This window comes from Streptomyces sp. NPDC005494 (assembly GCF_042872025.1).
In the GTDB taxonomy this organism is placed as follows: domain Bacteria; phylum Actinomycetota; class Actinomycetes; order Streptomycetales; family Streptomycetaceae; genus Streptomyces.
Genome location: NZ_JBIAJR010000006.1, coordinates 360,181 through 384,335 on the forward strand (window position 1 = coordinate 360,181; position 24,155 = coordinate 384,335).

At 71.4% G+C, this 24,155-nt stretch carries 21 protein-coding genes, 4 tRNA genes, 1 other RNA gene and 1 pseudogene; 12 read left to right on the forward strand and 15 right to left on the reverse strand.

Annotated elements, in window-relative coordinates; all coding sequences use genetic code 11:
- Positions 1–204 precede the first annotated feature (204 nt).
- From ACFYQ6_RS20260 to ACFYQ6_RS20275, 4 genes are all read left to right on the forward strand, one after another.
- A complete protein-coding gene (locus ACFYQ6_RS20260) occupies positions 205–1,488 on the forward strand; it encodes a peptidase (RefSeq protein ID WP_388764100.1) in 1,284 nt (427 codons plus the stop codon).
- Positions 1,489–1,683: 195 nt separating this feature from the next.
- Complete coding sequence (locus tag ACFYQ6_RS20265; RefSeq protein ID WP_361579361.1) at positions 1,684–2,298, forward strand: glyoxalase; 615 nt, start codon at positions 1,684–1,686, stop codon at positions 2,296–2,298.
- A gap of 42 nt (positions 2,299–2,340) precedes the next feature.
- Positions 2,341–2,790, forward strand: coding sequence for a helix-turn-helix transcriptional regulator (locus tag ACFYQ6_RS20270; protein ID WP_361579359.1), 450 nt, complete (start codon positions 2,341–2,343; stop codon positions 2,788–2,790).
- Between the two features lie 5 nt (positions 2,791–2,795).
- Entirely contained in the window at positions 2,796–3,206 is a 411-nt protein-coding gene (locus ACFYQ6_RS20275) for a VOC family protein (RefSeq protein WP_356741749.1), read from the forward strand.
- Positions 3,207–3,307: 101 nt separating this feature from the next.
- On the opposite strand, the gene ACFYQ6_RS20280 is transcribed toward ACFYQ6_RS20275, so the two are convergent.
- Positions 3,308–4,438 (reverse strand): hypothetical protein, encoded by a 1,131-nt coding sequence (locus tag ACFYQ6_RS20280; protein WP_388764103.1) that lies wholly within the window; start codon positions 4,436–4,438, stop codon positions 3,308–3,310.
- 355 nt (positions 4,439–4,793) lie between these two features.
- Between ACFYQ6_RS20280 and ACFYQ6_RS20285 the strand changes: the two genes are divergently transcribed.
- On the forward strand, positions 4,794–5,288 hold the full coding sequence (locus ACFYQ6_RS20285; RefSeq protein ID WP_388764105.1) for a DUF4234 domain-containing protein: 495 nt from the start codon (positions 4,794–4,796) through the stop codon (positions 5,286–5,288).
- Between the two features lie 144 nt (positions 5,289–5,432).
- Here ACFYQ6_RS20285 and ACFYQ6_RS20290 read toward each other — a convergent pair whose 3' ends face one another.
- Positions 5,433–6,101: a TetR/AcrR family transcriptional regulator gene (locus ACFYQ6_RS20290; RefSeq protein ID WP_388764107.1), complete on the reverse strand. Its 669-nt coding sequence runs from the start codon at positions 6,099–6,101 to the stop codon at positions 5,433–5,435.
- A 251-nt stretch (positions 6,102–6,352) separates the two neighbouring features.
- Between ACFYQ6_RS20290 and ACFYQ6_RS20295 the strand changes: the two genes are divergently transcribed.
- On the forward strand, positions 6,353–6,910 hold the full coding sequence (locus tag ACFYQ6_RS20295; RefSeq protein ID WP_388764109.1) for a hypothetical protein: 558 nt from the start codon (positions 6,353–6,355) through the stop codon (positions 6,908–6,910).
- Between the two features lie 477 nt (positions 6,911–7,387).
- Here the strand turns inward: ACFYQ6_RS20295 and ACFYQ6_RS20300 are convergent, their stop codons facing one another.
- From ACFYQ6_RS20300 to ACFYQ6_RS20320, 5 genes and pseudogenes are all read right to left on the reverse strand, one after another.
- A complete protein-coding gene (locus tag ACFYQ6_RS20300) occupies positions 7,388–7,804 on the reverse strand; it encodes a hypothetical protein (RefSeq protein WP_388764111.1) in 417 nt (138 codons plus the stop codon).
- Positions 7,805–8,145: 341 nt separating this feature from the next.
- Entirely contained in the window at positions 8,146–8,568 is a 423-nt protein-coding gene (locus tag ACFYQ6_RS20305) for a PIN domain nuclease (RefSeq protein WP_361579353.1), read from the reverse strand.
- Entirely contained in the window at positions 8,565–8,780 is a 216-nt protein-coding gene (locus tag ACFYQ6_RS20310) for a type II toxin-antitoxin system VapB family antitoxin (RefSeq protein ID WP_361579351.1), read from the reverse strand. Before ACFYQ6_RS20310 ends, ACFYQ6_RS20305 begins: the two co-directional genes overlap by 4 nt.
- Positions 8,781–8,982: 202 nt before the next feature.
- A pseudogene (locus tag ACFYQ6_RS20315) lies at positions 8,983–9,369 on the reverse strand (transposase); the annotation flags it as partial.
- A gap of 226 nt (positions 9,370–9,595) precedes the next feature.
- Positions 9,596–9,683 (reverse strand) — tRNA-Ser (locus ACFYQ6_RS20320).
- A gap of 130 nt (positions 9,684–9,813) precedes the next feature.
- Between ACFYQ6_RS20320 and ffs the strand changes: the two genes are divergently transcribed.
- The 6 genes from ffs (at position 9,814) to ACFYQ6_RS20350 (ending at position 19,049) form a co-directional block, all read left to right on the forward strand.
- Positions 9,814–9,910, forward strand: an RNA gene (gene ffs, locus ACFYQ6_RS20325) — signal recognition particle sRNA small type.
- 80 nt (positions 9,911–9,990) lie between these two features.
- A complete protein-coding gene (locus ACFYQ6_RS20330; RefSeq protein ID WP_361579349.1) occupies positions 9,991–12,213 on the forward strand; it encodes a DNA polymerase III subunit gamma and tau in 2,223 nt (740 codons plus the stop codon).
- Positions 12,214–12,467: 254 nt separating this feature from the next.
- Positions 12,468–13,721 carry a phosphoribosylamine--glycine ligase gene (gene purD, locus ACFYQ6_RS20335; RefSeq protein ID WP_361579347.1) on the forward strand — a complete coding sequence of 418 codons (1,254 nt, stop codon included), beginning with the start codon at positions 12,468–12,470 and terminating at the stop codon, positions 13,719–13,721.
- Between the two features lie 382 nt (positions 13,722–14,103).
- A complete protein-coding gene (locus ACFYQ6_RS20340) occupies positions 14,104–15,861 on the forward strand; it encodes a hypothetical protein (RefSeq protein WP_361579345.1) in 1,758 nt (585 codons plus the stop codon).
- 393 nt (positions 15,862–16,254) lie between these two features.
- Positions 16,255–17,718 (forward strand): N,N-dimethylformamidase beta subunit family domain-containing protein, encoded by a 1,464-nt coding sequence (locus tag ACFYQ6_RS20345; protein ID WP_361579343.1) that lies wholly within the window; start codon positions 16,255–16,257, stop codon positions 17,716–17,718.
- Between the two features lie 404 nt (positions 17,719–18,122).
- Positions 18,123–19,049 (forward strand): phosphoribosylaminoimidazolesuccinocarboxamide synthase, encoded by a 927-nt coding sequence (locus ACFYQ6_RS20350; RefSeq protein ID WP_388764114.1) that lies wholly within the window; start codon positions 18,123–18,125, stop codon positions 19,047–19,049.
- Positions 19,050–19,090: 41 nt separating this feature from the next.
- Here ACFYQ6_RS20350 and ACFYQ6_RS20355 read toward each other — a convergent pair.
- From ACFYQ6_RS20355 to ACFYQ6_RS20390, 8 genes are all read right to left on the reverse strand, one after another.
- Positions 19,091–19,166 (reverse strand) — tRNA-Gly (locus ACFYQ6_RS20355).
- Between the two features lie 22 nt (positions 19,167–19,188).
- Positions 19,189–19,812, reverse strand: a complete 624-nt coding sequence (locus ACFYQ6_RS20360) for a response regulator (RefSeq protein ID WP_388764116.1) — start codon at positions 19,810–19,812, stop codon at positions 19,189–19,191.
- On the reverse strand, positions 19,809–21,185 hold the full coding sequence (locus ACFYQ6_RS20365; protein ID WP_388764117.1) for a sensor histidine kinase: 1,377 nt from the start codon (positions 21,183–21,185) through the stop codon (positions 19,809–19,811). Before ACFYQ6_RS20365 ends, ACFYQ6_RS20360 begins: the two co-directional genes overlap by 4 nt.
- A 92-nt stretch (positions 21,186–21,277) precedes the next feature.
- Positions 21,278–22,048: an ABC transporter permease gene (locus ACFYQ6_RS20370; RefSeq protein ID WP_361579335.1), complete on the reverse strand. Its 771-nt coding sequence runs from the start codon at positions 22,046–22,048 to the stop codon at positions 21,278–21,280.
- Positions 22,045–23,007 carry an ABC transporter ATP-binding protein gene (locus ACFYQ6_RS20375; protein WP_361579333.1) on the reverse strand — a complete coding sequence of 321 codons (963 nt, stop codon included), beginning with the start codon at positions 23,005–23,007 and terminating at the stop codon, positions 22,045–22,047. Before ACFYQ6_RS20375 ends, ACFYQ6_RS20370 begins: the two co-directional genes overlap by 4 nt.
- Positions 23,008–23,138: 131 nt before the next feature.
- A tRNA-Gly gene (locus ACFYQ6_RS20380) sits at positions 23,139–23,211 on the reverse strand.
- A gap of 79 nt (positions 23,212–23,290) precedes the next feature.
- Positions 23,291–23,362 (reverse strand) — tRNA-Gly (locus ACFYQ6_RS20385).
- Positions 23,363–23,515: 153 nt separating this feature from the next.
- Positions 23,516–23,851, reverse strand: coding sequence for an Lsr2 family protein (locus ACFYQ6_RS20390; protein ID WP_361579331.1), 336 nt, complete (start codon positions 23,849–23,851; stop codon positions 23,516–23,518).
- Positions 23,852–24,155 lie beyond the last annotated feature (304 nt).

Genomic DNA, 24,155 nt, shown 5'->3' on the forward strand with positions numbered 1-24,155 from the left:
TCACAGGGAAATCACAGAGCGCGTAGGCAACTGCACCCATTCGTCTGCTCTGTCTCTCCCGATGTTGTGGTACTGGGCGGGAGAGGTGAAAAATCCGTGACGGCAGATCGTTGCCCCGGCCATACGATCACCTCCGAGTCGCATCTGCGTGTCCCATTCCGCTGCGACCCCTTCTTCTCATCTTTCGGACCCTGAAGGGCACTTGTGAAGATTCGCCGGATTCTCGCCACTGCTGTAGCCGCAGCGGTGACCACGCCCGTCCTCCTGCTCTCCGCGGCCCCCGCGTTCGCCGACGCCAAGCCGGCGGCGCAGACGCAGGAGAAGCCGTCGATCGCGGAGCTGGAGAAGGCGGCTGCCGCGGCGCAGACCGCGTACGACGCCGCTGTGGCGGCCGAGGCCGCCGCCGAGGCGGAGCTCGAGGCGATCCTGTCGGACACCGCCCCTCTGGCCGTCGCCGCCAAGGCCGCCGCCACGGCCGCCGCGGATGCCGCCACCGCGAAGACCGCCGCCGACCAGGCCGTCGTCGACGCCAAGGCGGAGCTGGCAGCCCTCCCGGGCACGGCCACCGACGAGGAGAAGGCCGCCGCGACGACGAAGGTCACCGAGGCGGAGACCGCCGCCGTGGCCGCCGACGAGGCCAAGACCGCAGCCGACGCCGCGCTCGTGGAAGCCAACGACGCGCGGGACGACGAGCGGGTCGCCGCTGTCCGGAAGCTCGGCCAGGCCCAGAAGGCCACCGAGGACGCCCTCGCCGCCAAGACCGCCGCCGACGAGGCGCTGGCCAAGGCGAAGGAGGAGGCGGCCGAGGAGGGCGAGGAAGGCGAGGAGGAGGGCGACTGCGTCCCCGAGGCCAAGCTCACCACCGTCGTGACGGGTCTGCCGTCCGTGGTCGTCGCCGGCAAGAAGGTCGACTTCAAGCTCCGGGTGACCAACGGCACCGACAAGACGATGGACGAGGTGTTCCCGTTCGCCTACGTCCACGCGACCGACAAGAGCGGCCTCAAGGACCTCGACGAGCTGGTGCGTCTGCAGTGGTCCAACGGCTCGAAGTGGAAGACCGTCGACAACGAGCACTACATGGACGCCATCAGCCCGCTGAAGGCCGGTGCCCACGCCGACGTCAAGATGCGCCTCACGATCGACGCCTCCGCTCCCGCGGGCAACGGCGTCACCTTCGTCGCCGGTGACTACTGGAACGACAACGGCACCTGCGGCGGGACGCCCGACCTCGAGGGCTACGAGTTCCTGATCGCCGCCGCCGGTACCGACCCCGGCAAGGTCGACGACGCCAAGCCCGGCAAGACCGAGCCGAACAACTCGAACCTCACCCCGCAGACCGGCACGTCCGCCGCCCCGACGGGCAGCCTCGCCGCGACCGGTACGTCCTCCGCGATGTCGCAGGCCGCCCTCGCTGCCGGCGCCGCCGTGGCGATCGGCGCGGGCGCCGTGTTCGTCGTACGCCGCCGCAAGGCCGGCTCGCACGCCTGACGCGTGAGGCGGGGTACCGGCCAGGCACCCCGCCCCGCACGCCGACCTCCGGTGGGCCCGGCACCTCCAGGTGCCGGGCCCACCGGCGTCGTGTGCGGGCGGGTGCAGGCCCCCGCCGCCGTGTGCGGCAGGGGGCCGGCCGGACCGGTCAGGAATCGAGAAGCGCACCCTGGCTGCCGCGCATAACTTCGTCACATGGCTTCCATCGCATCCGTCACCCTCGAGGTGGCCGACCCCACCGCTGCCGAACGCTTCTACTCCGCCGCCTTCGGGCTGGGCCCCGAGCTGCGCTTCCGGGCCTCGGAGGCGCCGACGAGCGGCTTCCGCGGCTTCACGCTCTCGCTCACGGTCTCCGGCCCCGCCACCGTCGACGGCTTCATCGAGGCCGCCCTCGACGCCGGTGCCTCGCCGGTGAAGCCCGCCACCAAGTCCTTCTGGGGCTACGGCGGCGTCGTACGCGCCCCGGACGGGGCCCTCTGGAAGATCGCCACCTCGGCGAAGAGGGACAAGAGCCCGGCCACCCGCGAGATCGACCAGTTCGTGCTTCTGCTGGGCGTCGACGACGTGGTCGTCAGCAAGCATTTCTACGTCGAGCAGGGGCTCACCGTCGGGAAGAGCTACGGCCGCAAGTACGTGGACTTCGACATGGCGTCGGGTCCCGTCAAGCTCGGCCTGTACGGCCGTCCCGCACTCGCCAAGGACGCCGGGGTCTCTCCCGACGGCAGCGGATCGCACCGGCTCGTGATCGGCACGGACACCGGGCCCTTCACCGACCCGGACGGCTTCGTCTGGGAGAAGGAGCAGTCCTGAATCCGGCTGCGCCACCCGGCGGGGCATGGCACGATCACGCGGGTGACGAGCAGACCCGCCGGGACCCCGCAGCTGCGTGACCTCGCCCGGCTGCGGCGCGTGCGTGACCGGATCGACCGGGAGTACGCGCAGCCGCTGGACGTCGAGGCGCTGGCCCGGGGCGCGAACATGTCGGCGGGCCACCTCAGCCGCCAGTTCCGGCTCGCCTACGGGGAGTCCCCGTACAGCTATCTGATGACGCGGCGCATCGAGCGGGCGATGGCGCTGCTGCGCCGGGGGGACCTCAGCGTCACCGACATCTGCTTCGAGGTCGGCTGCTCCTCGCTGGGCACCTTCAGCACACGCTTCACCGAACTGGTCGGTATGCCGCCCAGTGCCTACCGGCGCCAGGTGGAGAGCGGGGCGGAGGGGGTGCCGCCGTGCGTGGCGAAACAGGTGACGAGACCCGTCAGGAATCGAGAAGCCCGTACCCCCGAGCCGCCGCTAGCGTGACGGGCATGGACATCACCATTCACACCAGCGTCCTCCCGCACGACGACCCGGACGCCTCGCTGGCCTTCTACCGCGACACCCTCGGTTTCGAGGTCCGCAAGGACGTCGGTTCCGGCGCGATGCGCTGGATCACGGTCGGCCCCGCCGACCAGCCCGGCACCTCCATCCTGCTGGCCCCGCCGGCCGCCGACCCGGGCATCACCGAGGAGGAGCGGCGCACCGTCCTGGAGATGATGGCCAAGGGAACGTACGGCTGGATCCTCCTGGCCACCAAGGACCTCGACGCCACCTTCGAGCGGCTGCAGACGGGCGACGCCGAGGTCGTCCAGGAGCCGACCCAGCAGCCCTACGGGACCCGCGACTGCGCCTTCCGCGACCCCGCGGGCAACCTGATCCGCATCCAGGAAGTGCGCTGAGCCGTCCGCACCCCGGTCCGCCCGTGAACCGCTGACGTCGGGGGCGCCCATCGCGAACGGTGCGCGCCCCCGACGGGGCGGGACGGCTGCCGGGGAACTCCTCAGCCGGCGCTGGGCGCGGTGGAGGGGGACGTCGTGGTCCGTTCGACGAGGCCGTTGACCGACTGGTCACCCTGGGAGTTCAGGGGCGTGGAGTAGTGGCCGACGGCCCAGAACCCGTCGGAGCCCCCGGTCGGCGCCAGGTCGTAGAAGGTGTACGAGGGCCACCGGGTGTCGCCGTCGGGCGCCGTCGCTCCGGATTCCTTGGTCCAGCTGGTGCCGTCGAAGTGCCAGAACACCGGGCTCGCGTCGGCGGGTTCGGTCTGGTCGTTGCCGGTGACCCACAGACCGCCGTGGCCGTCGGACGCGATGGCGTGGACGTAGAGGGCGGAGAGCTCGCCGGTGATGTCCTCCCAGGCGGAGCCGTTCCAGTGGGCGACGCCCGGCACGGGCTCGGTGATCTCGGGGTCGGTGGCCCACCCGGCGACGTAGACGCTGTCCGCGGACGCGGCGGCGATCTTGGCGGTGTCCGTGCCGGTGCGCACGGGAGGCGTCTCCATGAGCGTCCAGGTGGTGCCGTCCCAGTGGTACGTCACCGGGTGCCCGCCGTTCACCGGGTACTTCATCCCGGTGGCGTACGCGTCGTCAGCCGACAGTGCGTCGATGTCCCGGATGTCGACGAGGGCGGGGAGCGCGAACGTGTTCCAGACGCCGTCGGAGTAGGTGTAGAGGGCGTTGCCTCCCTTGAAGAGGCGTCCGGGTACGGCGTCGATCGGCACCTCGGGCCAGTTCTGATCGGCGGCGCCGGCCGCCGTGACGGTGTTCCAGCGCGTGCCGTCGTAGTGCACGAGCACCTGGTCCCTGCCCACCGTCCCGTAGGCCCAGACGTCGTCGGCGGCTGCCGCGCTGACCGCCGACCACTGCCAGACCTCGGGCAGTCCCGGAGCGGTGTCCTTGCTCCACCTCGTCCCGTCCCAGCGCATGACGGCGCCGCGGCCGTCCTTGCTGCCGACCGCCCAGGCGAGGTCCTCGTCCACGGAGGAGACGGAGAGCAGGGACCCGGCGGGGCTGGTGCCGGAGAGGGAGACCTCCCAGCCGGAGACCTCGGCGGCGCCGGCGCCACCGGCGGTGAGCAGGGTGGACGCGAGGGCCAGCGAGACGGCCGCGGTGCGCAGGAGGTGCCGTGGGAGCATCGGTGAGCGTTCCTTTGCGATGGGGGAGGACTTCTCCGGAGCCCGAGTCGGGCACATGCCCTCCTCGACCACGGGACGAGACTCGCGGGGCGCGCCGATGGTTGTAATGGGCACGGCATGTGACGCGTCCGACTCAGGGTGTCTGCCGTGGTCCGGGCGCACGGCACGCGGGGCCGGACTGCGGCCGGCGCCCCGGACGCCACCGCAGATGACCGAGATGCGGGGGGTGGCGGAGGGCGTTTTGATCACAACAGAGTGACGGTATCCGAGATAAAGCCCAACTAAGCGCACAGAACCTTCACTTGATGTCATGCTGCTCCGGCTGAAACCAGAACCAGCAGATGGAGCAGGGCACATGGCCGAAACTCAGCCCAACACCGCTACCAGCCAAGGCGCTTCCGCTGCGGCTGGAGGCGTAGTCGCGACCGGTGACGCCGGCGCCGTCCAGTTGTCAGGGGTGGCCATGAAGCGCCGCGGTCCCGTCGCCGTGTGGCTCGGCCTGACCCTCATCACCCTCGGGATCTACCAGCTGGTCTGGTACTTCAAGATCCACAAGGAGCTGCACGAGTTCGACCGCCGGCGGCCCCTGAACCCGGGTGGCAGCCTGATGGTCCTGCTCTTCCTGGGCTGGACCGTGATCGCGCCGCTGATCTCCTTCAAGAACACCGGCAAGGCGATAGCGAACGCCCAGCGCGCGGCCGGCCTGCCGGTGACGTGCAGCCCCGCCGCGAGCATGTGGCTGATGTTCGTCTTCGGCCTGAACGTCTGGTACATGCAGCGCCAGCTCAACCTGGTCGTCGATGCCTACCCGGGCGCCGAGCCGGGCGCGCAGGTCACTCTCGCGGCCTGAACCCGCTGCCGCGTCGCGCCCCCGGGCGGACCGTGCCGCGCATTCCGGAGGCGCCCACCGCACGCGGTGGGCGCTTTCGCGTGTCGCCTTCCGGCGTGCACGAACCGAGACGGAGGCGGGGTCCCGATGGAACGGGTGGACTGCTCAGGCGCCGCGCGCCCGCAGGATTCCGTCGACGCCGTGGTGGAAGGTGTCGGAGATCAGTTCCGGGTCGAAGAGGCAGCCGGCGGCCATCGCGCCGTCGCGGAGCATGACGAGATGCCGCCCGGCCGCATCGGCGGGCTCGTCGCCGACCTGGGCCAGCAGCCCGGTGACGGTCTCCAGGAACCACTGGCGATGGGTCAGGACGGCCTGGTGGATGGGGTGGGCGGGGTCAGGGTATTCGGCCACCGCGTTGAGGAAGGCGCAGCCGCGGAACCCGGGGCTCTGAATGCCTTCGGTGATGAATCGGGCGATCGCCCGGACCGTATCGGCCGCCGACTGCCCGCCTGCCGGTGAGCCGACTGCCGGCTGCCCGCCTGCCGGTGAGCCGGGCCCGTCCACCGGTGAGCCCCCCGGAGCCGGCTGCCCACCCGCTGTAGCCGCCTCGATCCCTGCCCGGATGCCCCGGTCGGCCTGGTCGAGGTAGGCGAGGACGAGATCCTCCTTGCCCGCGAAGTGGCGGTACAGCGTGGCCCGGGTGACCTGGGCCTCCGCGATGATCCGGTCGATGCCGACGGAGTGGATCCCCTCCGCGTAGAAGAGTTCGGTCGCCTTGCCGAGCAGCCGCGCTCGTGCCGCGGACGTACTGCTGCTTCCCGTGCCCTGACCCATGCGGCCCAGAGTACTCCAAGGGTGAGGGAGAACGGTCGGTCTTGACAGCTGGAGAACCCGCCCCTTGAATAGCAACGAGACCGAACGTTCTCCCTCGCAATGCCTGTATCGCCGAGCGCGAGGCATGCAGACCTCTCCCGCGCTGTGACGATCGGCTGCCCGGCGCGGTGACGCGCTCGATCGGGAAGCGGGCTGGGCCACCGATGAACGATCCGACCGGCACCACCACACCTGAACCGAAAGGCACTGCCGTGGACACCCTCGTCCGAACCACTCCTGCCGACGCGACCGCACCCCTGCGCAAGCTGTACTTCCTGCGCTTCGCCTTCGCCGCAGTCTGGGCCGCGCTGCTGTTCGCGACCGCCGAGCCGCTGGGTGCGCTCACCGCCACGCTGCTGGTGATCTACCCGCTGTTCGACATGGCGTGCGCGGTCGTGGACATCAGGGCCGCCCGCAGGAACGGCAGCCCGGCGCGCGGCCTGTACGTGAACATCGCGCTCAGCGCCCTCACCACCGTCGGCCTGGCCGTCGCGGCCACCTCCGGCGTCCCGGCGGTCTTGCGGGTATGGGGTGCGTGGGCCGTCACCGCCGGCATCGTCCAGCTCGTCGTCGGCGCCGCCCGGCGCCAACTCGGCGGCCAGTGGGCGATGATCGCGAGCGGCGCCATCTCCACCCTCGCCGGAGCCTCGTTCTTCGCCCAGGCCGGCAAGGACGGCGCCTCCCTGACCAACCTGGCGGGCTACGCCTTCCTCGGTGGGGTCTTCTTCCTCGTCTCCGCACTCCGCCTGGGACGCACCCGCCAGGCGTGACCCCTCGCCCTGACACGGCCGGTGCCTGGAGGGCCACACCGCGAGCGGTGTGGCCCTCCAGGCACCGGGCCTGCGTCGCACGCCGCCACATGGCTCTACCGATGATGCGGGCGAGGCGCTCGACGAGGTCGACGGCTCCGGCGCTGCGATGCTGACCACGCGGGGTCAACAGCGCCCGCACCTGCCGAGCGCGAGCGGGCCCCGCGCCGCCGGGCACAGGGTGAAGACCCGTTCGTCGTCGCTCAGGTGGCACCAGACGTACAAGGGTCCTGGACCAGCAGTCCCCGCTCCAGTGCCCAGCGCGCACCCCGCTCGGAGTCGGCCGAGGGGGCCCTGAACGTGATCAAACGCGCCGGTGATCGAGCCTGTTCACCCTGGTGAGACGCTTGCCGCGCAAGCAACTTCCGGGTGACACAGATGCCGAAGTGATCACCGCGGTCATCCGCTCCGGATTGCTGTGGTGTTCCAGCAGGGCGGTCAGCCGATGCTTCTTGCGGTGCCGGGCGCCGGGATGCCCAGGGCCACCAGCATGCGGTGCAGTTCCTCGGAGGTCGTGTTCGCCAGTAGCCGGGTGAGCCGAGCGTCCGGCCCCAGTGGCGAGCCCCACGCCTGCCGCAACGGCGCCGCCATGCGCAGCAGCCCTTCTCCGTCCGGCCGGACGAGTGCGCGGTCGGCCGGCGCCTCCAAGGCCGAGTCCAGCCCGCGAGTGCTCTCCGTTCCGGTCGCCTCCAGCAGATCGGCCAGGGCGGCACATGGAACGGGTCCCAGTGCGGCCAGTGCCTCGGCTACCTGCAGGTGTGGCAGCGCGAGTCCGGGCAGCACCGGGGCCACCGACGCCGGGCGCTGAAGGCGGTCCGCGAGTTCGCCGAACGACCGTGGTTCCGGCGGGGACACGGCATCCGGGCGAGCTGCCAGGACCCGCTCAAGCCCGGTCGACCTCCAGATCACTCAACCACGTGGCCAGAGTCGATCCGCTGGGCTTCTGCAACCAGCAACGTCGCAGGGCCCCGCAGCAAGCTGCGGGGCCCTGCGACGTATTGCCCGGTGAGAGCAATGGCGGAGGATACGAGATTCGAACTCGTGAGGGGTTGCCCCCAACACGCTTTCCAAGTCTTCGCTCGGCCGTTCGGCAACAGTCGCGGGCGTCTGGACCTGTGGCGGAGCCGGCGGCTACAGGCTCGATGAACTGTGGTGAACGCCTGCGAATGCGACCGGAACTGAGACCAGGCGCTCGTTCATTTACCGGACACCGGGCCGTACCACTGCATGGCCTGACCGGTGATTGCGGCGATACATTCGAAGTCGTGGTCGCGGTGCAGGAGGGTCAGCCCCTGGAGTTCCGCTGTGGCGGCGACGACGAGGTCAACAGCTCCTGCACTGCGGTGCTGACCGCGTTCGGTCAGCAGCTCCTGAACCCGCCAGGCGCGGTCGTACGCGCGGTCATCGACGGGCACCCAGCCGAACAGCAGCCGCATGTCCTCGATGCCGCGCGCACGGTCGGCGGCGGAGCGGGCGCTGTAGAAGAACTCCAGCTCGGTAACGGGGCAGGTCGCGATGAGCCCTGCTGTGGCGGCCTGATCCCATCCGTACTGTTCGGCGTCGTCGCGGAAGAATCGGGCGAGCGCACTTGTGTCGATCAGGAACTGTGCCGCGCTCACCGCCGGTAGTCCCTCTTCTCCTCGAAGGCATCCAGATCGAACGCGCCCTCGCCCGCTGCGGCCCGCAACCGAGTGAGAGCGAGGGCCCGTCGGCGGTTGTCCAGCACCTCGCGCAGAGCAGTGTTGACCGTCTCCTTCTTGGTGCCAGTCCCCAGCGCCTGAGCCACGTCGGCCAGCAGTTCGTCGTCCAGGTCGATCACCGTTCGACTCACTCGCGCACCTCCTGAGATATCAACTGTGGAGTCAAATGTATCATGGTATGCGCCTTAGGTGATGTCGCGGGCGGCCGGGAAGGCGGACCGGTGGCCGGGATCATGTTGCGGAATCACGCAGGGGCGGTGACTCCTCCCAGCTCGTGATCACCTGCAGGCAGTACCGTCCCGAGAGGGCCTTGACCGGTCGGAACAGGCCAAGGCCTTCTTGGTATTGCCCGGTGAGAGCAGTGGCGTCGCCAGAAGCGCTGACCGGAGGCTTGTCCGTCATGCCGACCGAGTGCGACAGCCACCGTCCGAGCTGGGCGAGCCGGGCGACGAACTCGTGGGTGCCGCCGCAGCAGTCGGTACGGATCAGCGTCCGGCGTCCGCGCCGGTACTTCTTCGGCGTTTGCGCCCGGGCGAGCCCAGCCGTGGTGATGTGGTCGGCGGCGGTGTTGCTGCCTGCGTTGCCCGGTCTGAGCAGGCCGGGGACCGGCTCACCGCTCCCGCCGCTTCCGTGATTCACGAAGCGCATCAGGGGGTGGTGTCCGAAGGTCTTCTTACAGGTCGCGGTGGCGTCCTGCTTCTCGGAGTGGGCCGGCACGAGTACCCCGCGCTGCACGCCTACTACGCGGCGCGAGGGCTTCCCGTGAAGGGCTGATGCGCATCAGCAGTAACCGATGAGCCCAACATCGGAGCAGGGTTCGACTCGGGACGGGAGAGCCCTGCAGACAGCCCTGTGGCCAAAGACCAGAACAACGAGGACTGAGACAACGTCGAAGGGCCCCACCGCAAGCGGTGGGGCCCTTCGACGTATTGCCCGGTGAGAGCAATGGCGGAGGATACGAGATTCGAACTCGTGAGGGGTTGCCCCCAACACGCTTTCCAAGCGTGCGCCCTAGGCCACTAGGCGAATCCTCCGCCGCAAACAATACAAGACGTTGGAGGGTGCTCGCGAACACGTTCCCCAAAGATCGTTCCGGACCGTCCTCCGGGAGGGCCTAGGCCGGAGCGGGTGGACGGCGGGGGGGCCGGATCGGCTAAGGTGGGCGTCAGCCCCTCACGTGGCGCTATCTGACTGAACTCCCCCAGGGCCGGAAGGCAGCAAGGGTAGGTTGGCTCTGGCGGGTGCGTGGGGGGCCCTTGCGTGTCCGGGGTGAGGTGTCCCGCCGGGTGCCGCGTTCCGGGGCGGGACGGTTTGTCGGTCCTCCCCGATAACCTCGTATGTGTGTCGTCCCTTGCGCTGTACCGCCGCTATCGCCCCGAGTCCTTCGCCGAGGTCATCGGGCAGGAGCATGTCACTGACCCGCTGCAGCAGGCCCTGCGGAACAACCGGGTCAACCACGCGTACCTGTTCAGCGGGCCGCGCGGCTGTGGAAAGACGACCAGCGCGCGCATCCTCGCCCGTTGCCTGAACTGCGAGCAGGGGCCCACACCGACCCCGTGCGGGGAGTGCCAGTCGTGCCGTGACCTGGCGCGCAACGGACCGGGTTCGATCGACGTCATCGAGATCGACGCCGCCTCGCACGGTGGTGTCGACGACGCTCGTGACCTGCGGGAGAAGGCGTTCTTCGGGCCCGCGTCGAGCCGGTACAAGATCTACATCATCGACGAGGCACACATGGTCACCCCGGCAGGGTTCAACGCCCTGCTGAAGGTGGTCGAGGAGCCGCCGGAGCACCTCAAGTTCATCTTCGCGACCACCGAGCCCGAGAAGGTCATCGGCACGATTCGGTCGCGCACGCACCACTACCCCTTCCGGCTGGTTCCGCCCGGGACGCTGCGCGGTTACCTCGCGGAGGTCTGCGGCAAGGAGAACAGCTTCGTCGAGGACGGCGTGCTGCCGCTCGTGGTGCGGGCCGGCGCGGGTTCCGTGCGTGACTCGATGTCCGTCATGGACCAGTTGCTCGCCGGCGCGGGCGACGACGGTGTGACATACGCCATGGCGACCTCGCTCCTCGGCTACACGGACGGGTCCCTGCTGGACTGCATCGTGGACGCCTTCGCGGCCGGTGACGGGGCCGCGGCCTTCGAGGTCGTCGACCAGGTGATCGAGGGCGGCAACGACCCGCGGCGCTTCGTCGCCGACCTGCTGGAGCGCCTGCGTGACCTGGTGATCCTGGCTGCGGTGCCGGACGCGGGGGAGAAGGGACTCATCGACGCCCCCGCCGACCTGGTCGAGCGGATGCAGGCCCAGGCCTCGGTCTTCGGCGCCGCGGAGCTCAGCCGTGCCGCCGACCTGGTCAACGAGGGGCTCACCGAGATGCGCGGGGCAACCTCTCCCCGGCTCCAGGTCGAGCTGATCTGTGCCCGGGTGCTGCTGCCCGCCGCCTTCGACGACGAGCGGTCGCTCCAGGCCCGTCTCGACCGGCTCGAGCGCGGCGCGTCCTTCGCGGCGGCCGGGCCGGGCCCGGCCATGGGTTACGTACCCGGTCCTGAGGCCCAGGCCCATGGCGCAGGGGCGGGCCTGCCCGCCGGAGGGCCCGCCGCCGCCCGTGCCGCGGCCCGGGGGGACGTGCCCCCGGCGGCGGCCCCCGTCGACGTACGTCCGGCTGCGCCGGTGGCCGCCGAGGCCGTCGCGCCGCCCGCCGCGCCTCAGGAGGCGCCCCCGGCAGCTCAGCAGCCCGCGCCGGCCGGGCAGCGCCCCGGGGCGTGGCCGACCGCGGCCGGGGCGGGCAGCGGTGCGGAGCCCGCGCGGCGGCCCGGCGGCTGGCCGACCGCTTCCGCGCCCGGCAGCGCACCGCAGGTGCAGTCCCCCGCGCCCGCCCCCGCCCCCGCCTCCGCCTCCGTTCCCGCGGCCCCGGCCCCCGCCGCGCCGGCCCCCGCGCCGGGCGGGCAGAACATGGCCCAGGGCGCGGCCCAGGTGCGGAACATGTGGCCGGACATCCTGGAGGCCGTGAAGAACCGCCGCCGCTTCACCTGGATCCTGCTCAGCCAGAACGCCCAGGTCACCGGCTTCGACGGCAGCACCCTGCAGCTCGGCTTCCTCAATGCCGGAGCCCGTGACACCTTCGCCAGCAGCGGCAGCGAAGAGGTTTTGAAGCAGGCTCTCGCCGAGCAGTTCAATGCCACCTGGCGGGTCGACGCGGTGGTCGACCCCTCGGGTGGTGGCGGACAGCCCGCGCAGACCGGTGGCGGCGGTGGCAGGCCCCCGGCCGCCCCGTATCAGCCCGCTCCGGCCGCACAGGCCCCGGCGTACGAGTCCCGGCCCGCCCCCGCCCAGTCGGCTCCGCCGCCGGCGCAGCAGCAGAGTGCGCCGCAGCAGGCCCGGCCCGAGCAGTCCTCGTCCTCGTACGACAGAGCCGCACCGGAGCCGCCTCGGGCGGTCGCGCCCGAGGACGACACCGCCGAAGCGGACGACCCCGACCTGGTCGACTCCGCGCTCTCCGGCCACGACCTGATCGTCCGCGAGCTGGGCGCCACGGTCGTCGAGGAGTTCACCAACGAGTAGCGACGGGTAGGTACCGCGCGCCCCGGGCCGGGTCGGTAGGTACCGGCCGCCCTTGGGCCCTGTCCCCGGACTCCCTGCCCGCGCCGCCCCCGGGCAGCCTGTGAGCGGCCCCGGGGCTCCCTGCCCGCGCCGCCCCCGGGCAGCCCGTGAGCGGCCCCAGGGCTCCCTGCCTTCGCGCCCTCCGGCGGCCCGTGAGCTGTCCACGGAGCGGAGCCCGTCCGGGCTCCCGGCTCCCGGCGGCTAGGCTGCACCCCGTGAAGGTCCTCGTCATCGGCGGCGGCGCCCGCGAACACGCCCTGTGCCGCTCTCTCTCCCTCGACCCCGATGTCACCTCTCTGTACTGCGCCCCCGGCAACGCCGGAATCGCAGAGGTGGCCGAACTGCACCCGGTCGACGCGCTCGACGGTGACGCCGTCGCGCGCCTCGCCACCGAACTGGGCGCCGAGCTGGTGGTCGTCGGCCCGGAGGCGCCGCTCGTCGCCGGTGTCGCCGACGCCGTGCGCGCGGCCGGCATCCCCTGCTTCGGGCCCTCGCGCGAGGCCGCCCAGCTCGAGGGCTCCAAGGCGTTCGCCAAGGACGTCATGGCAGGTGCCAACGTCCCGACGGCCCGCAGCTACGTCTGCACGACGCCCGCCGAGATCGACGAGGCCCTCGACGCCTTCGGCGCCCCGTACGTCGTCAAGGACGACGGTCTTGCGGCCGGAAAGGGGGTCGTCGTCACGGACGACCTCGAAGCCGCCCGCGCCCACGCCCTGGCCTGTGACCGGGTGGTCATCGAGGAGTTCCTCGACGGCCCGGAGGTGAGCCTCTTCGCGATCACCGACGGGACCACGGTTCTGCCCCTGCAGCCCGCGCAGGACTTCAAGCGAGCCCTGGACGGCGACGAAGGGCCGAACACCGGCGGCATGGGCGCCTACTCCCCGCTGCCGTGGGCCGACCCGAAGCTGGTCGACGAGGTCATGCAGACCGTCCTCCAGCCGACCGTGGACGAGCTCCGGCGCCGGGGCACCCCGTTCTCCGGTCTCCTGTACGCAGGCCTCGCGATCACCTCGCGCGGTGTACGGGTCATCGAGTTCAACGCCCGTTTCGGCGACCCCGAGACGCAGGTGGTCCTGGCCCGGCTGAAGACTCCGCTGGCCGGGGTGCTGCTCGGCGCCGCCGACGGCACGCTGGACGTCGTACCGGCGCTGACCTGGCGTGACGACGCGGCCGTCACCGTGGTCATCGCCTCGCACAACTACCCGGGTACGCCCCGCACGGGAGACCCGATCGAGGGCCTGGCCGATGTGGCGGCCAAGGATGAACCCCACGCGTTCGTCCTGCACGCCGGCACCCGTCAGGACGGCGACGCCGTCGTCAGCGCCGGAGGGCGCGTGCTCTCCGTCACGGCGACCGGCAAGGACCTCACGCAGGCCCGGGACCGCGCCTACACCGCGGTCGGCCGGATCCGGCTCGACGGTTCCCAGCACCGTACGGACATCGCCCGCAAGGCCGCCGAAGAGGCCTGAGGCCTCCGCCCGTCGCAGACCTGTGCCCGGCATCTCCCCTTGGAGGTGCCGGGCACAGGCATGTCCCCTCGGAGCGCCCGGCACAGCCCTGGCGGAGAGCTGGACAGGCATGAGGGCGGGGCCCGGGCGACCCGTCGCGCAGGGCACCCGGAACGCCGGTGGTATCACCGAACCCCCGTACCCCGGCGCGTCAGCAGCTTTGCCCAAAGCCATTCCATCGGGTGACGACTCAGCCATCCGGATGACGCCCGGCGAGGCCCCAACTAGGGTGCGGCGCAGGCATTCCGGCACTTGGCCCACCGGCATTGCGATGTCGGTGGCGGGTGCCACAGTGGGGGAGTGACCAACACCGTCGCGGGGGCAGAGGGGGTGACGTCCAGCCGTGTCCGGTTCCGGTTCGGTTGAGGAGTTGGGTGCGCACGCAGCGCGGGCCAGAGCCATGGCTCTGCTGCGCATCCGCAGCAGAGCGACGGCCCTGGCGATCCTGCCGACGGGCGCGGCTGTCGTGCTGCTCGTCGCGGTTGCCCAGGGACGCATCGGCGGTGACGCGTGGGCGACGGTGAGCTGGGTCGTGACGGCCTGCGCCGTCGCGGTCCTGCTGATCGCCGCCGCGGTCGCCCTCGCCGTGGCGCGCGCGAGGCCCGCCGTCAGCCCGACCGTTCCCCTCACGGAAGCAGCTGCCCCCGACCTCTACCGGCTGGTCCGTGATCTCGCCGACCGGCTCGACGTCCCGGTCCCCTCCGCCATAGAGCTGACCCCGGACTGCGACAGCTGGCTGGAGGACCGCACGCACCCCGCGGCACAGCCGAAGGTGACGGGCCTCGCCAAGGGCGCCAGGGACGCCGGGGGGCCGGCAGGCGCCCGGCGCGGCCGTCGGGTGCAGGCGGCTCCCGTTCTCGTCATCGGCTCCCCCTTCCTCTGGTGGATGCGCGTCGCCGAGCTGCGCGCGGTGCTCGCGCCCGTCGTGGCCGGCACCGGGCCGTCCGCGCACCCCGACATAGCCGCCGCCCGCCGCTTCGTCCGCGGGCTGGACGCCGCGGTCGCCGAGGCCACCCAGCCGGGCCGGGGAGCCGTACGCCGGATGTACGCGGCCTTCGTCGGCTGGATCGCCCGGCTGATGCTGCGCGGCTGCCGTGGCCACGCGGCCGAGATGGAGCGCTGTGTCGCCGCCGCGGCCTCGGGGCGCGCCCAGGACGTGGACTACGGGCTGCGGATCGTCGCCCAGGAGCAGGTCGGCCTGGCCTACGCCGGCTGGGACCGCCTGCTGACCCGGGTCGCCCTGCCCGCCTGGCGGATGGGCCGGTGGCCGTCACAGCTCGATGCCGGAGTCGTCTCCGCGCTCACGGAGCTCTCCCGCCGCGACAGCCTCGCCGAGGGCTTCGCCTCGCGGCTGGGTGAGCGCCCCGCCTGCGATCTGATCGAAGAACCGGGCGCGGCCGACGAGGCGGCCTCGCTGCTGGCCGCGCGGCTCTTCCACGGCGGTCCTGCGGAGGCCGGCCCCGGTTGGTCCCCTGTCGACTGGCAGCAGTACCCGGAAGAGGTCGTGGACCGGAAGTGGCGTACGGAGGCCGCCCGCCTGCACCGGGTGCTCGACACCTTGGGCGTGACCACGAGCGTCTCCGTGGGCGGGCCGGAGGCGCGCGGCGCCGAGGGCTCTGCCGTGCCCACGCTGGCGCGCGTCATCGACCACCTCGCGACCCCCGGTGCCGACAGCGAGGCGCTCGCGGCCGGGATCGGCGCCGCCGTCGCCCGCGACGAAGCGGCGGAGACGGAGCGGCCCCGCACCGACGGCGGCTCCGGCGCTCCGGAGACCGGCGCCTCGGCCGGAGCGGACCCGGACCCTCTCGATCTCTGGGGCCCCGCCCCGCTCCCGCTCTTTCCTCTCCAGCCGCCGCGTACGGGCACCGAGCTGCTCACCGACCACGTCGTGGCGATGGTCTGCTGTGCCGCGGTGGACACGGCGGGGGCGGCCCCCGGGCTCGACTGGCTGGACGGCCCCGCGCTGCTGGTCGACGGCGGGCGCAGATCGGACCTGGGCGCCCCCGTCCTCAGTCTCGTCGAGGACGGCGACGCGGAGCCGCTGCGTACGTGGCTCACCGCGGTCGGCGTGCGGACCGACAAGCCCGTGCGCCTCGGCTGAGGCAAACTCCGCACAGTGGCTGAAGCGCACATCCCCCTCGGCTGATGCGCACGTCGCCCCGAGGCTGGGGCACATCGCCCCGGAGCTGGGGCACACATCGCGCCGGAGCTGGGGCACACATCGCGCCGGAGCTGGGGCACACATCGCGCCGGAGCTGGGGCACACATCGCGCCGGGGTGGGCACACATCGCGCCCGGGGCGCTCGGTTGAACGACCGTGCGTCCATGCAGATGCCCATATGTCCTGCATGTGCGCCTCATACCCGGAAGATTTCGCTCCGCTCGCGTCAATTCGCGACGAACGGTGACGGAGTGCGTGCGTTATGTGATGTGCTGTGAACGGCGTCGGTGTCCGGCGCTCCACAGCTTTCGGGGGACGAGGGAGGGGTGCGGGATGGGGGCGGAGCAGATCCGGCGATGGGAATCGGGAGCCCTCGCGCACGCCGTGAGCGACCCTTTCGGGCAGGGCCCGCTGCCCTGGCTTCGCGGCAGTGAGACCTACTTCGACGACACCGGCCAGGTGGTCCCCTGGTACGCCGACCCGGCCCTCGGCCGCGGCGGAACCGGCGGCGGCACGCGCACCGCCGACGACGTGCACCGGCAGATCAAGGGGTTCGCGTCCCCCGGAGCGGCGGCACCCGGCGAGGCGATCGACTTCCACATCACCGTGGACCCGCCCCAGCAGTTCTCCGTCGACGTCTACCGCATCGGGCACTACGCGGGCGACGGCGCCGCCAAGATCACCACGAGTCCGCGTCTCTCCGGCATCGTCCAGCCGCCGCCGCTGACCGCCGAGCGCACGGTGTCCTGCCACCACTGGTGGCTCTCCTGGCGGCTCCAGATCCCCAGTTACTGGTCGGTCGGCGCGTACGTGGCGGTCCTCACCACCGCCGACGGACACCGCTCGCACGTCCCCTTCACGGTCCGCGACAACCACCCGGCCGATCTCCTGCTCCTGCTCCCGGACATCACCTGGCAGGCGTACAACCTCTACCCCGAGGACGGCCGTACGGGCGCGAGCCTCTACCACGCCTGGGACGAACAGGGCCGGCTGCTGGGTGAGGAGGACGCCGCCGTCACCATCTCCTTCGACCGTCCGTACGCGGGCGCCGGTCTGCCCCTCCACGTCGGCCACGCCTACGACTTCATCCGCTGGGCCGAGCGCTACGGATACGACCTCGCGTACGCCGACGCACGCGACCTGCACGCCGGCCGCGTGGACCCCAGCCGGTACCGCGGCCTGGTCTTCCCCGGCCACGACGAGTACTGGTCGCTGCCCATGCGCCGTACCGCCGAGCTCGCCCGGGACACCGGCACCTCACTCGTCTTCCTCTCGGCCAACACCATGTACTGGCAGGTCGGCCTCGGGCCGTCCCCCTCCGGTGTCCCCGACCGCCTGCTCACCTGCCGCAAGCGGCGCGGCCCCGGAAAGCCCGCCCTGTGGCGCGAGGTGGACCGGGCCGAACAGCAACTGCTGGGCATCCAGTACGCGGGCCGGGTCCCCGAACCCCACCCTCTGGTCGTACGGAACGCCGGGCACTGGCTCTGGGAGGCCACCGGGGCGGGCGAGGGCGACGAGATCGACGGTCTGGTCGCCGGTGAGGCCGACCGCTACTTCCCGCGCACGTCGCTTCCGGAGCACGAGAACCGCATGCTGCTCGCGCACTCCCCGTACGCCGACAGCGAGGGGGCCACCCGGCACCAGGAGACCTCGCTGTACCGCGCTCCCTCGGGGGCGCTCGTCTTCGCCTCGGGCACCTTCGCCTGGTCCCCCGCACTGGACCGGCCCGGCCATGTCGACACGAGGATCCAGCGGGCCACGGCCAACCTGCTCGACCGGATCTGCAAGCGCGACTGAGAAGCATGACCGGAGCACGGGACCGGGACGCGTGACCGGAGCGCGGGGCGAGACGCATGACCGGAGCACGGGGCCGGGACGCGTGACCGGAGCACGGGACCGGAGCGCGGGGCGGGACGCATGACCGCCGCGTGCGACCGGGGCGCGTGACGGAGCGCGGGACCGGAGCGCGTGACCCCGCGCGACCCGACCGGGAGGCTGGGCCACGAGCCGGGACGGAGAAGCGGAACCCCGCCCTTTCCCGGCCGCCGGCCGCCGCGTACGAGCGTTCCACCGCCAGCGCTCCCCTCCAGCGCTCCCCTCCAGCAGCCCCGACCTGGTCCACCTGGCGACCCCTGTCGGCGCGCTCTCCTCGCATGCGGGACAATCGGAACGACTCCTGGATCAACCTACGCGGAGGCAGCGTGTCCGGTTTCGTAGAAAAGCCCGAGCCCGTGCAGGTGCCGGGGCTCACCCATCTGCACACCGGCAAGGTGCGCGACCTGTACAGGAACGAGGCGGGCGACCTCGTCATGGTCGCCAGCGACCGTATCTCCGCGTACGACTGGGTCCTGCCCACCGAGATCCCGGACAAGGGACGCGTGCTCACCCAGCTGTCGCTGTGGTGGTTCGACAAGCTCGCCGATCTCGTCCCCAACCACGTCCTGTCGACGGAGCTGCCCGCCGGGGCACCCGCCGACTGGGCGGGCCGCACGCTGATCTGCCGCTCGCTGCGGATGGTCCAGGTCGAGTGCGTGGCGCGCGGCTATCTCACCGGCTCCGGCCTGACCGAGTACAACGCGACCCGCACGGTCTGCGGCCTCGGCCTTCCCGAGGGCCTCGTCGACGGCTCCGAGCTGCCCGGGCCCATCTTCACCCCGGCCACCAAGGCGGCGGTGGGCGATCACGACGAGAACGTGTCGTACGAGGAGGTCGCCCGCGAGGTGGGCGCCGAGACGGCGGCCCTGCTGCGCAGGAAGACGCTGGACGTCTACGGCCGGGCCAGGGACATCGCCCGTGAGCGCGGGATCATCCTCGCCGACACGAAGTTCGAGTTCGGCTTCGCTCCCGCCGCGGACGGCGGCGAGGAGCTGATCCTCGCGGACGAGGTGCTGACCCCGGACTCCTCGCGCTTCTGGCCGGCCGAGAGCTGGGAGCCGGGCAAGGCGCAGCCTTCGTACGACAAGCAGTTCGTGCGTGACTGGCTGACCTCTCCGGCCTCCGGCTGGGACCGGCACAGCGAGCAGCCGCCGCCGGCGCTTCCGCAGGAGATCGTCGACGCGACGCGGGCCAAGTACCTTGAGGCGTACGAGCTTCTGACCGGTCTCAGCTGGCCGGCCCAGGGGATGTGACGGAAGAAGGCCCCGGTCCTGAGGACCGGGGCCTTCTTGTGTGGAGCGAACGACGAGGTTCGAACTCGCGACCTCAACCTTGGCAAGGTTGCGCTCTACCAGCTGAGCTACGTTCGCATGCGCCGCAGCGCGCTGCCTACTATACCCAACCTCTCTCCCGTGCGAGACGCACTGCCGCGTGACGGTTCTCGGCCCCGAGTTTGGAGACGGCCGCCGACAGGTAGTTGCGCACCGTGCCCTGCGACAGCGACGCCCGTGCGGCGATCTCGGCGACCGACGCACCGTCGGCGGCCAGCTCCAGCACCTCGGCCTCCCGGGCGGTCAGCGGAGAGTCCCCGGCGGAGATGGCGTCGGCGGCCAACTCCGGGTCCACATAGCGGTTTCCGGCGTGCACGGTACGGATGATCTCCGCCAGGCGCCGGGCGCTGACCGTCTTCGGCACGAAAGCCCGGACCCCCGCCGCGAGGGCCCGCTTGAGATGGCCGGGTCTGCCGTGGCTCGTCACGATCATGGTCCGGCAGCCGGGCAGTCCGGTGCGCAGGGATGTGGCGACCTTCACACCGTCCGCCCCCGGCATCTCCAGGTCGAGGACCGCCACGTCCGGGCGGTGCGCCAGCGCCATGGCGAGCGCCTCCGGACCGGTGGCCGCCTCGGCGACCAGCACGATGTCGTCCTCCAGCGCGAGCAGTGCGGCGAGCGCGCCGCGGATCAGATGCTCGTCGTCGGCGAGGAGGACCCGCACGGGCTGTTGTCCTGTGGTCATGCGGCGACCTCGTCGTCGGTGGGGCGGCCGGGGGCGTGATCCTGTTCCGGCAGGGGCACCCGCGCCGTGAGGCGGAAGAAGTCCCCGGACGGGTCCGTGCCCGCTTCGAGCGTGCCGTCGTGCGCGGCCAGCCGCTCCCGCAGCCCGGCCAGACCGGTTCCGGGTGCGGCGCGGGTGCCGGTTTTCCCGCCCGTGACCGGGGCGGCCGGCCCGGGCACGCCGTCGTTCTGCACCATGAGGACAACCTCCTCCTGCCGCGCGTTCCCGCGCTTCTTCCCTCCGCCGGACCGGCCGGCCGTGGAGACGCGGATGACGCAGTTACGGGGGTCACCGTGCCGCAGGACGTTCGTCGTCGCCTCCCGCACCACCCATCCCAGCGCGGACTGGAGCTCGGCGGGAAGCGCCGTGTCCTCGTCGTCGAGGCCGTGGACCACGCAGTCGATCCCGGCAGCCTTCAGGACACTGATCGCACCCTCCAGTTCGGTGCGCAGGCTCGCCTCCCGGTATCCGCGGACGATGTCGCGGATCTCGCGCTGCGACTCCTGCGCGATCCGCTGCACCTCGGCCATCTGCGACACGGCCTCCGGCCGTCCCCGTTCGGCGAGTTGGACGGCGAGTTCGCTCTTCAGGGCCATGACCGCCAGATTGCGCCCCATCACGTCGTGCATGTCCCGCCCGAACCGCAGCCTCTCCTCCGCCACCGCGACCCGGGTCTGGAGCTCGCGGGCGGCGTCCAGCTGCCGTACGACACCGGCCAGCCAGGCCGAGAAGACGTAGGTGACGACGAACAGCGCACCCGCGCAGGCGACGCCGACGAAGTCGAGCCAGGTCTGGTGCCATCCCATGCCCAGCGCGGCCGTCGCCACGGCGGTGGCCGTGGCCGCGCCGAGCACCAGCCACACCCGCTCGCGGGTCGTGCGCAGACCTACGGAGAGGGCCCCCAGGCCGAACGCGGAGACACCCATCAGCAGCATGCCGAAGTCGTCCTCCTTGCTGACCGTCCCGGTGTCGAGGAGCAGGACGAGCACGAGGAGAGAGGCACCCGTCGCGACGGCGGACGCCACCGTCAGCCGGACCGGGCGTTCCCGGTGCCCGAGCCGCCAGTCGAGCGCCCTGCAGGACAGCACGGCGCACAGGGCGGAGTGGACGAGGAACAGGAGGCACAGCCAGGCGCCTGAAGGCTGCCGGTCCTGGAAGAGCAGCGGCACGCCGAGCGCCCCGAATTCGAGACCCGCCATCGCCTGGAAGGTGGCGCGCGTGTACAGCTCGACCTTCGCCGCGTCGCTCCTGGCGAACCGCCCGTCCCCGAAGCCCATCGCCCCGGCCCACCCGCGTGTCTTTCCCGGGCCGCGGCCCGTCATCACCTCTGCCACGGTGTTCCCCGTCCTCACCCGGGCCTCGGCCCGATGTCGTGATCCGGCTCCGCCGGCCCCGGCAGCGCCGTGCTCCCGCAGGGAGTCCTCCCTCAGCGCCGCGGGTCCCACCGGAACCACCGCTGGACAGCAAACACGGAGAGCGCGGTCCAGGCCAGCGCCGACAGCCCCGCCCCCAGGACGTCGTCGCCCGCTCCGGTGCCCAGCCAGCCGGCCCGTACGAGCGTCATCACGCCGGTCAGGGGCAGGAGTTCGCACAGCGAAGCGGCCAGGTCGGGGAAGATCTCCAGGGGCAGGAAGAGCCCGGAGCCCAGCAACGAGACCATGAACAGCGGCAGGGTGGTGAGCTGGGCGGTCTGCACCGAGCGGGTCAGCGCGGACGTGGCCGCCGCGAGCGCCGCCATCAGCACGGCTCCGAGCAGCAGCCCCGCCAGCAGCAGGTCGGGCCGCTCGGGCGCCCCCAGATCGAAGGCGAGCCCGCCGACAACGATCATCAGCGCCGACTGCGCGAACGCCAGCAGCACGGAGGGGAGCGCGGTCCCCGTGAGGATCTCGCGGTCGGAGACCTCTCCGGTGCGGAGCCGCTTGAGTACGAGTTCCTCGCGGCGGGCCACATAGGAGGCCACCAGGTTCATGTAGACGACCTGGAGCAGGACGATGCCGAGTCCTCCCGTCAGCGCGAGCCCGGCGACGGAGAGTCCCGTACCGCCGAGGTCGATCCGATCGAGGGAGGACTTCACCGCGACGATCATCAGCAGAGGCATCAGCAGCGCCACGAACACCGCTGTCCTGTTGCGTACGAGGAGGGTCAACTCCGCCCGTCCGAGGGCGGTCAGCCTTCCCGAAACCGTGGTGCCCGTCATGCCGTCTCCACCCTTCCTGCCGTTGCCCGGGTCTGTGCGATGTCGAGGAACGCCTCTTCCAGCGAGGCGGAGCGGGCATCGAGCTTCTGCAGGTCCACCTGCGACTCCTCGGCCCAGCAGAGCAGTTCGTGCAGCGATTCCTGGAGCCGGTGGGTGCGGATGTCGATCCGCCGGCCGTCTGCCGCCGCTTTCAGGGACAGCGGGAGGCGGGCCGCCGGCACCCCCTCGGGCAGGTCGAAACGGATGCGCGCGGGCCGCGCCGCCGTGACGTCGGCGATCGTGCCCGAGGTGACGATGCGGCCCTGGTGCATGATCGCCAGCCGGTCGGCGAGCGCCTCGGCCTCCTCCAGGTAGTGCGTGGTGAGCAGGACGGTGGTGCCGCCGTCCCGCAACTCCCGCACCAGCCGCCAGGTGTCGCGTCTGCCCTCGGCGTCCAGACCCGTCGTCGGTTCGTCCAGGAAGAGGACCTCGGGCCGTCCCAGCAGGGCCAGCGCCAGGTCGAGCCGGCGGCGCTCACCGCCGGAGAGCTGCTTGACCCGGACCCGCGCCCTCGGCGTGAGCCCGACCAGGTCGAGGACCTCGCCGGGCGGCCTCGCTCCGCTCGTGCACCCCGCCCACATCCGCAGGGTCTCGGCGACGGTCAGATCGGACGGGAAGCCGCCCTCCTGGAGCATCACCCCGGTCCTGGGCCGGACGGCCGCCCGTTCGCGGTACGGATCATGGCCGAGGACGCGCACCGTTCCGCCGTCCGGCCGCGCCAGGCCCTCCAGGAGCTCGACGGTGGAGGTCTTCCCGGCGCCGTTCGTGCCGAGCAGGGCGAAGAGTTCACCGCGTGCCACCGAGAATGAGATCCCTCTCACTGCCTCGAATCCGCCCGCGTACCGCCGCCGGGCGGATTCGGCCTCGATGGCGGCGTCGGGGTCACCGGTTTTCGTGGTCGGAATGTCGTCGCTGGTCATACCCCCAGACTTCCGCCGGAGCGGGGCCGCGGGCAGTGCTTGCTGTCATCACCGCGCATGACAAACGTCATGACCTACACCGGGAAACGTCAAAGGCCCCGGTCGATATCGACCGGGACCTTTGAATCAAGAGCGGACGACCAGGTTCGAACTGGCGACCTCAACCTTGGCAAGGTTGCGCTCTACCAACTGAGCTACGTCCGCATTGCCGCCACTCGGCTTTCACCGGTGGAGCGCTCACTACTCTACCTGATCCACTGAGTGGATCGGTAAGGCAGTGCAGAGCGGGTGACAGGAATTGCACACTGCGCCTTCCCCCTGGAAGGGGGATGTTCTACTACTGAACTACACCCGCACGCTGCGTCGGACCCGGCTTTTCGGCCTTGCCCTTCGGCGTGCTCCAGACTCTAGCCGACCTGCAGGGGTGTTGTGCAAGTCGGCTCTCCGTGGCGTTGCTCGGGGGGTCTGGCGGAGGGGGAACCGGAAGGGGGCATTCCGGGCGCTGCCCTCAACTCGCGGCCTGGAACGCCTCGTAGACCTTCTTGGGGATGCGGCCGCGGGCCGGCACCTCCATCCGGTGCGAGCGGGCCCAGGCGCGTACGGCCGCGGGGTCGGGCGCGAGGGAGGTGTGGTGGTACGAGGCGGGGGCCCTGCCACGCTTGCCGGTATTTGTCTGCTTTCGGCCGGCGGCCACGTACGGGGCCAGCGTCTTGCGCAGTTTCTTTGCGTTGGCGGGATTGAGATCGATCTCGTACGACTTCCCGTCCAGGGCGAAGGTGACCGTTTCCGCCGCTTCTCCCCCGTCGATGTCGTCGGAGAGCGTGACCACTACGCGCTGAGCCACGGATATCGGTCCTTTCCTACGGCACCGTCGCGTCTGACATGCGTCGATGCCGGCCTTCGGGCGGCTGGGCGGATACGGATCGACTGGTGTCGACTGTTCCGGGGCAATCGTGCTTTCCCCGGTATTCATTTGTACAGCGGCAGGAGCCGCATTGTGAAGCCCGGGCAATTGCGTCAGCGTGTTGCCTCCGCCTGCCCGTACGCAATACGGCCGAAGATTTTTTTCCTGAACTTTTCCTGTGTGTTGTCTGCGTCCGTTATCACGGCGTGATCGGGTCCGCCCTATATCTACCCGCGTAGAATTT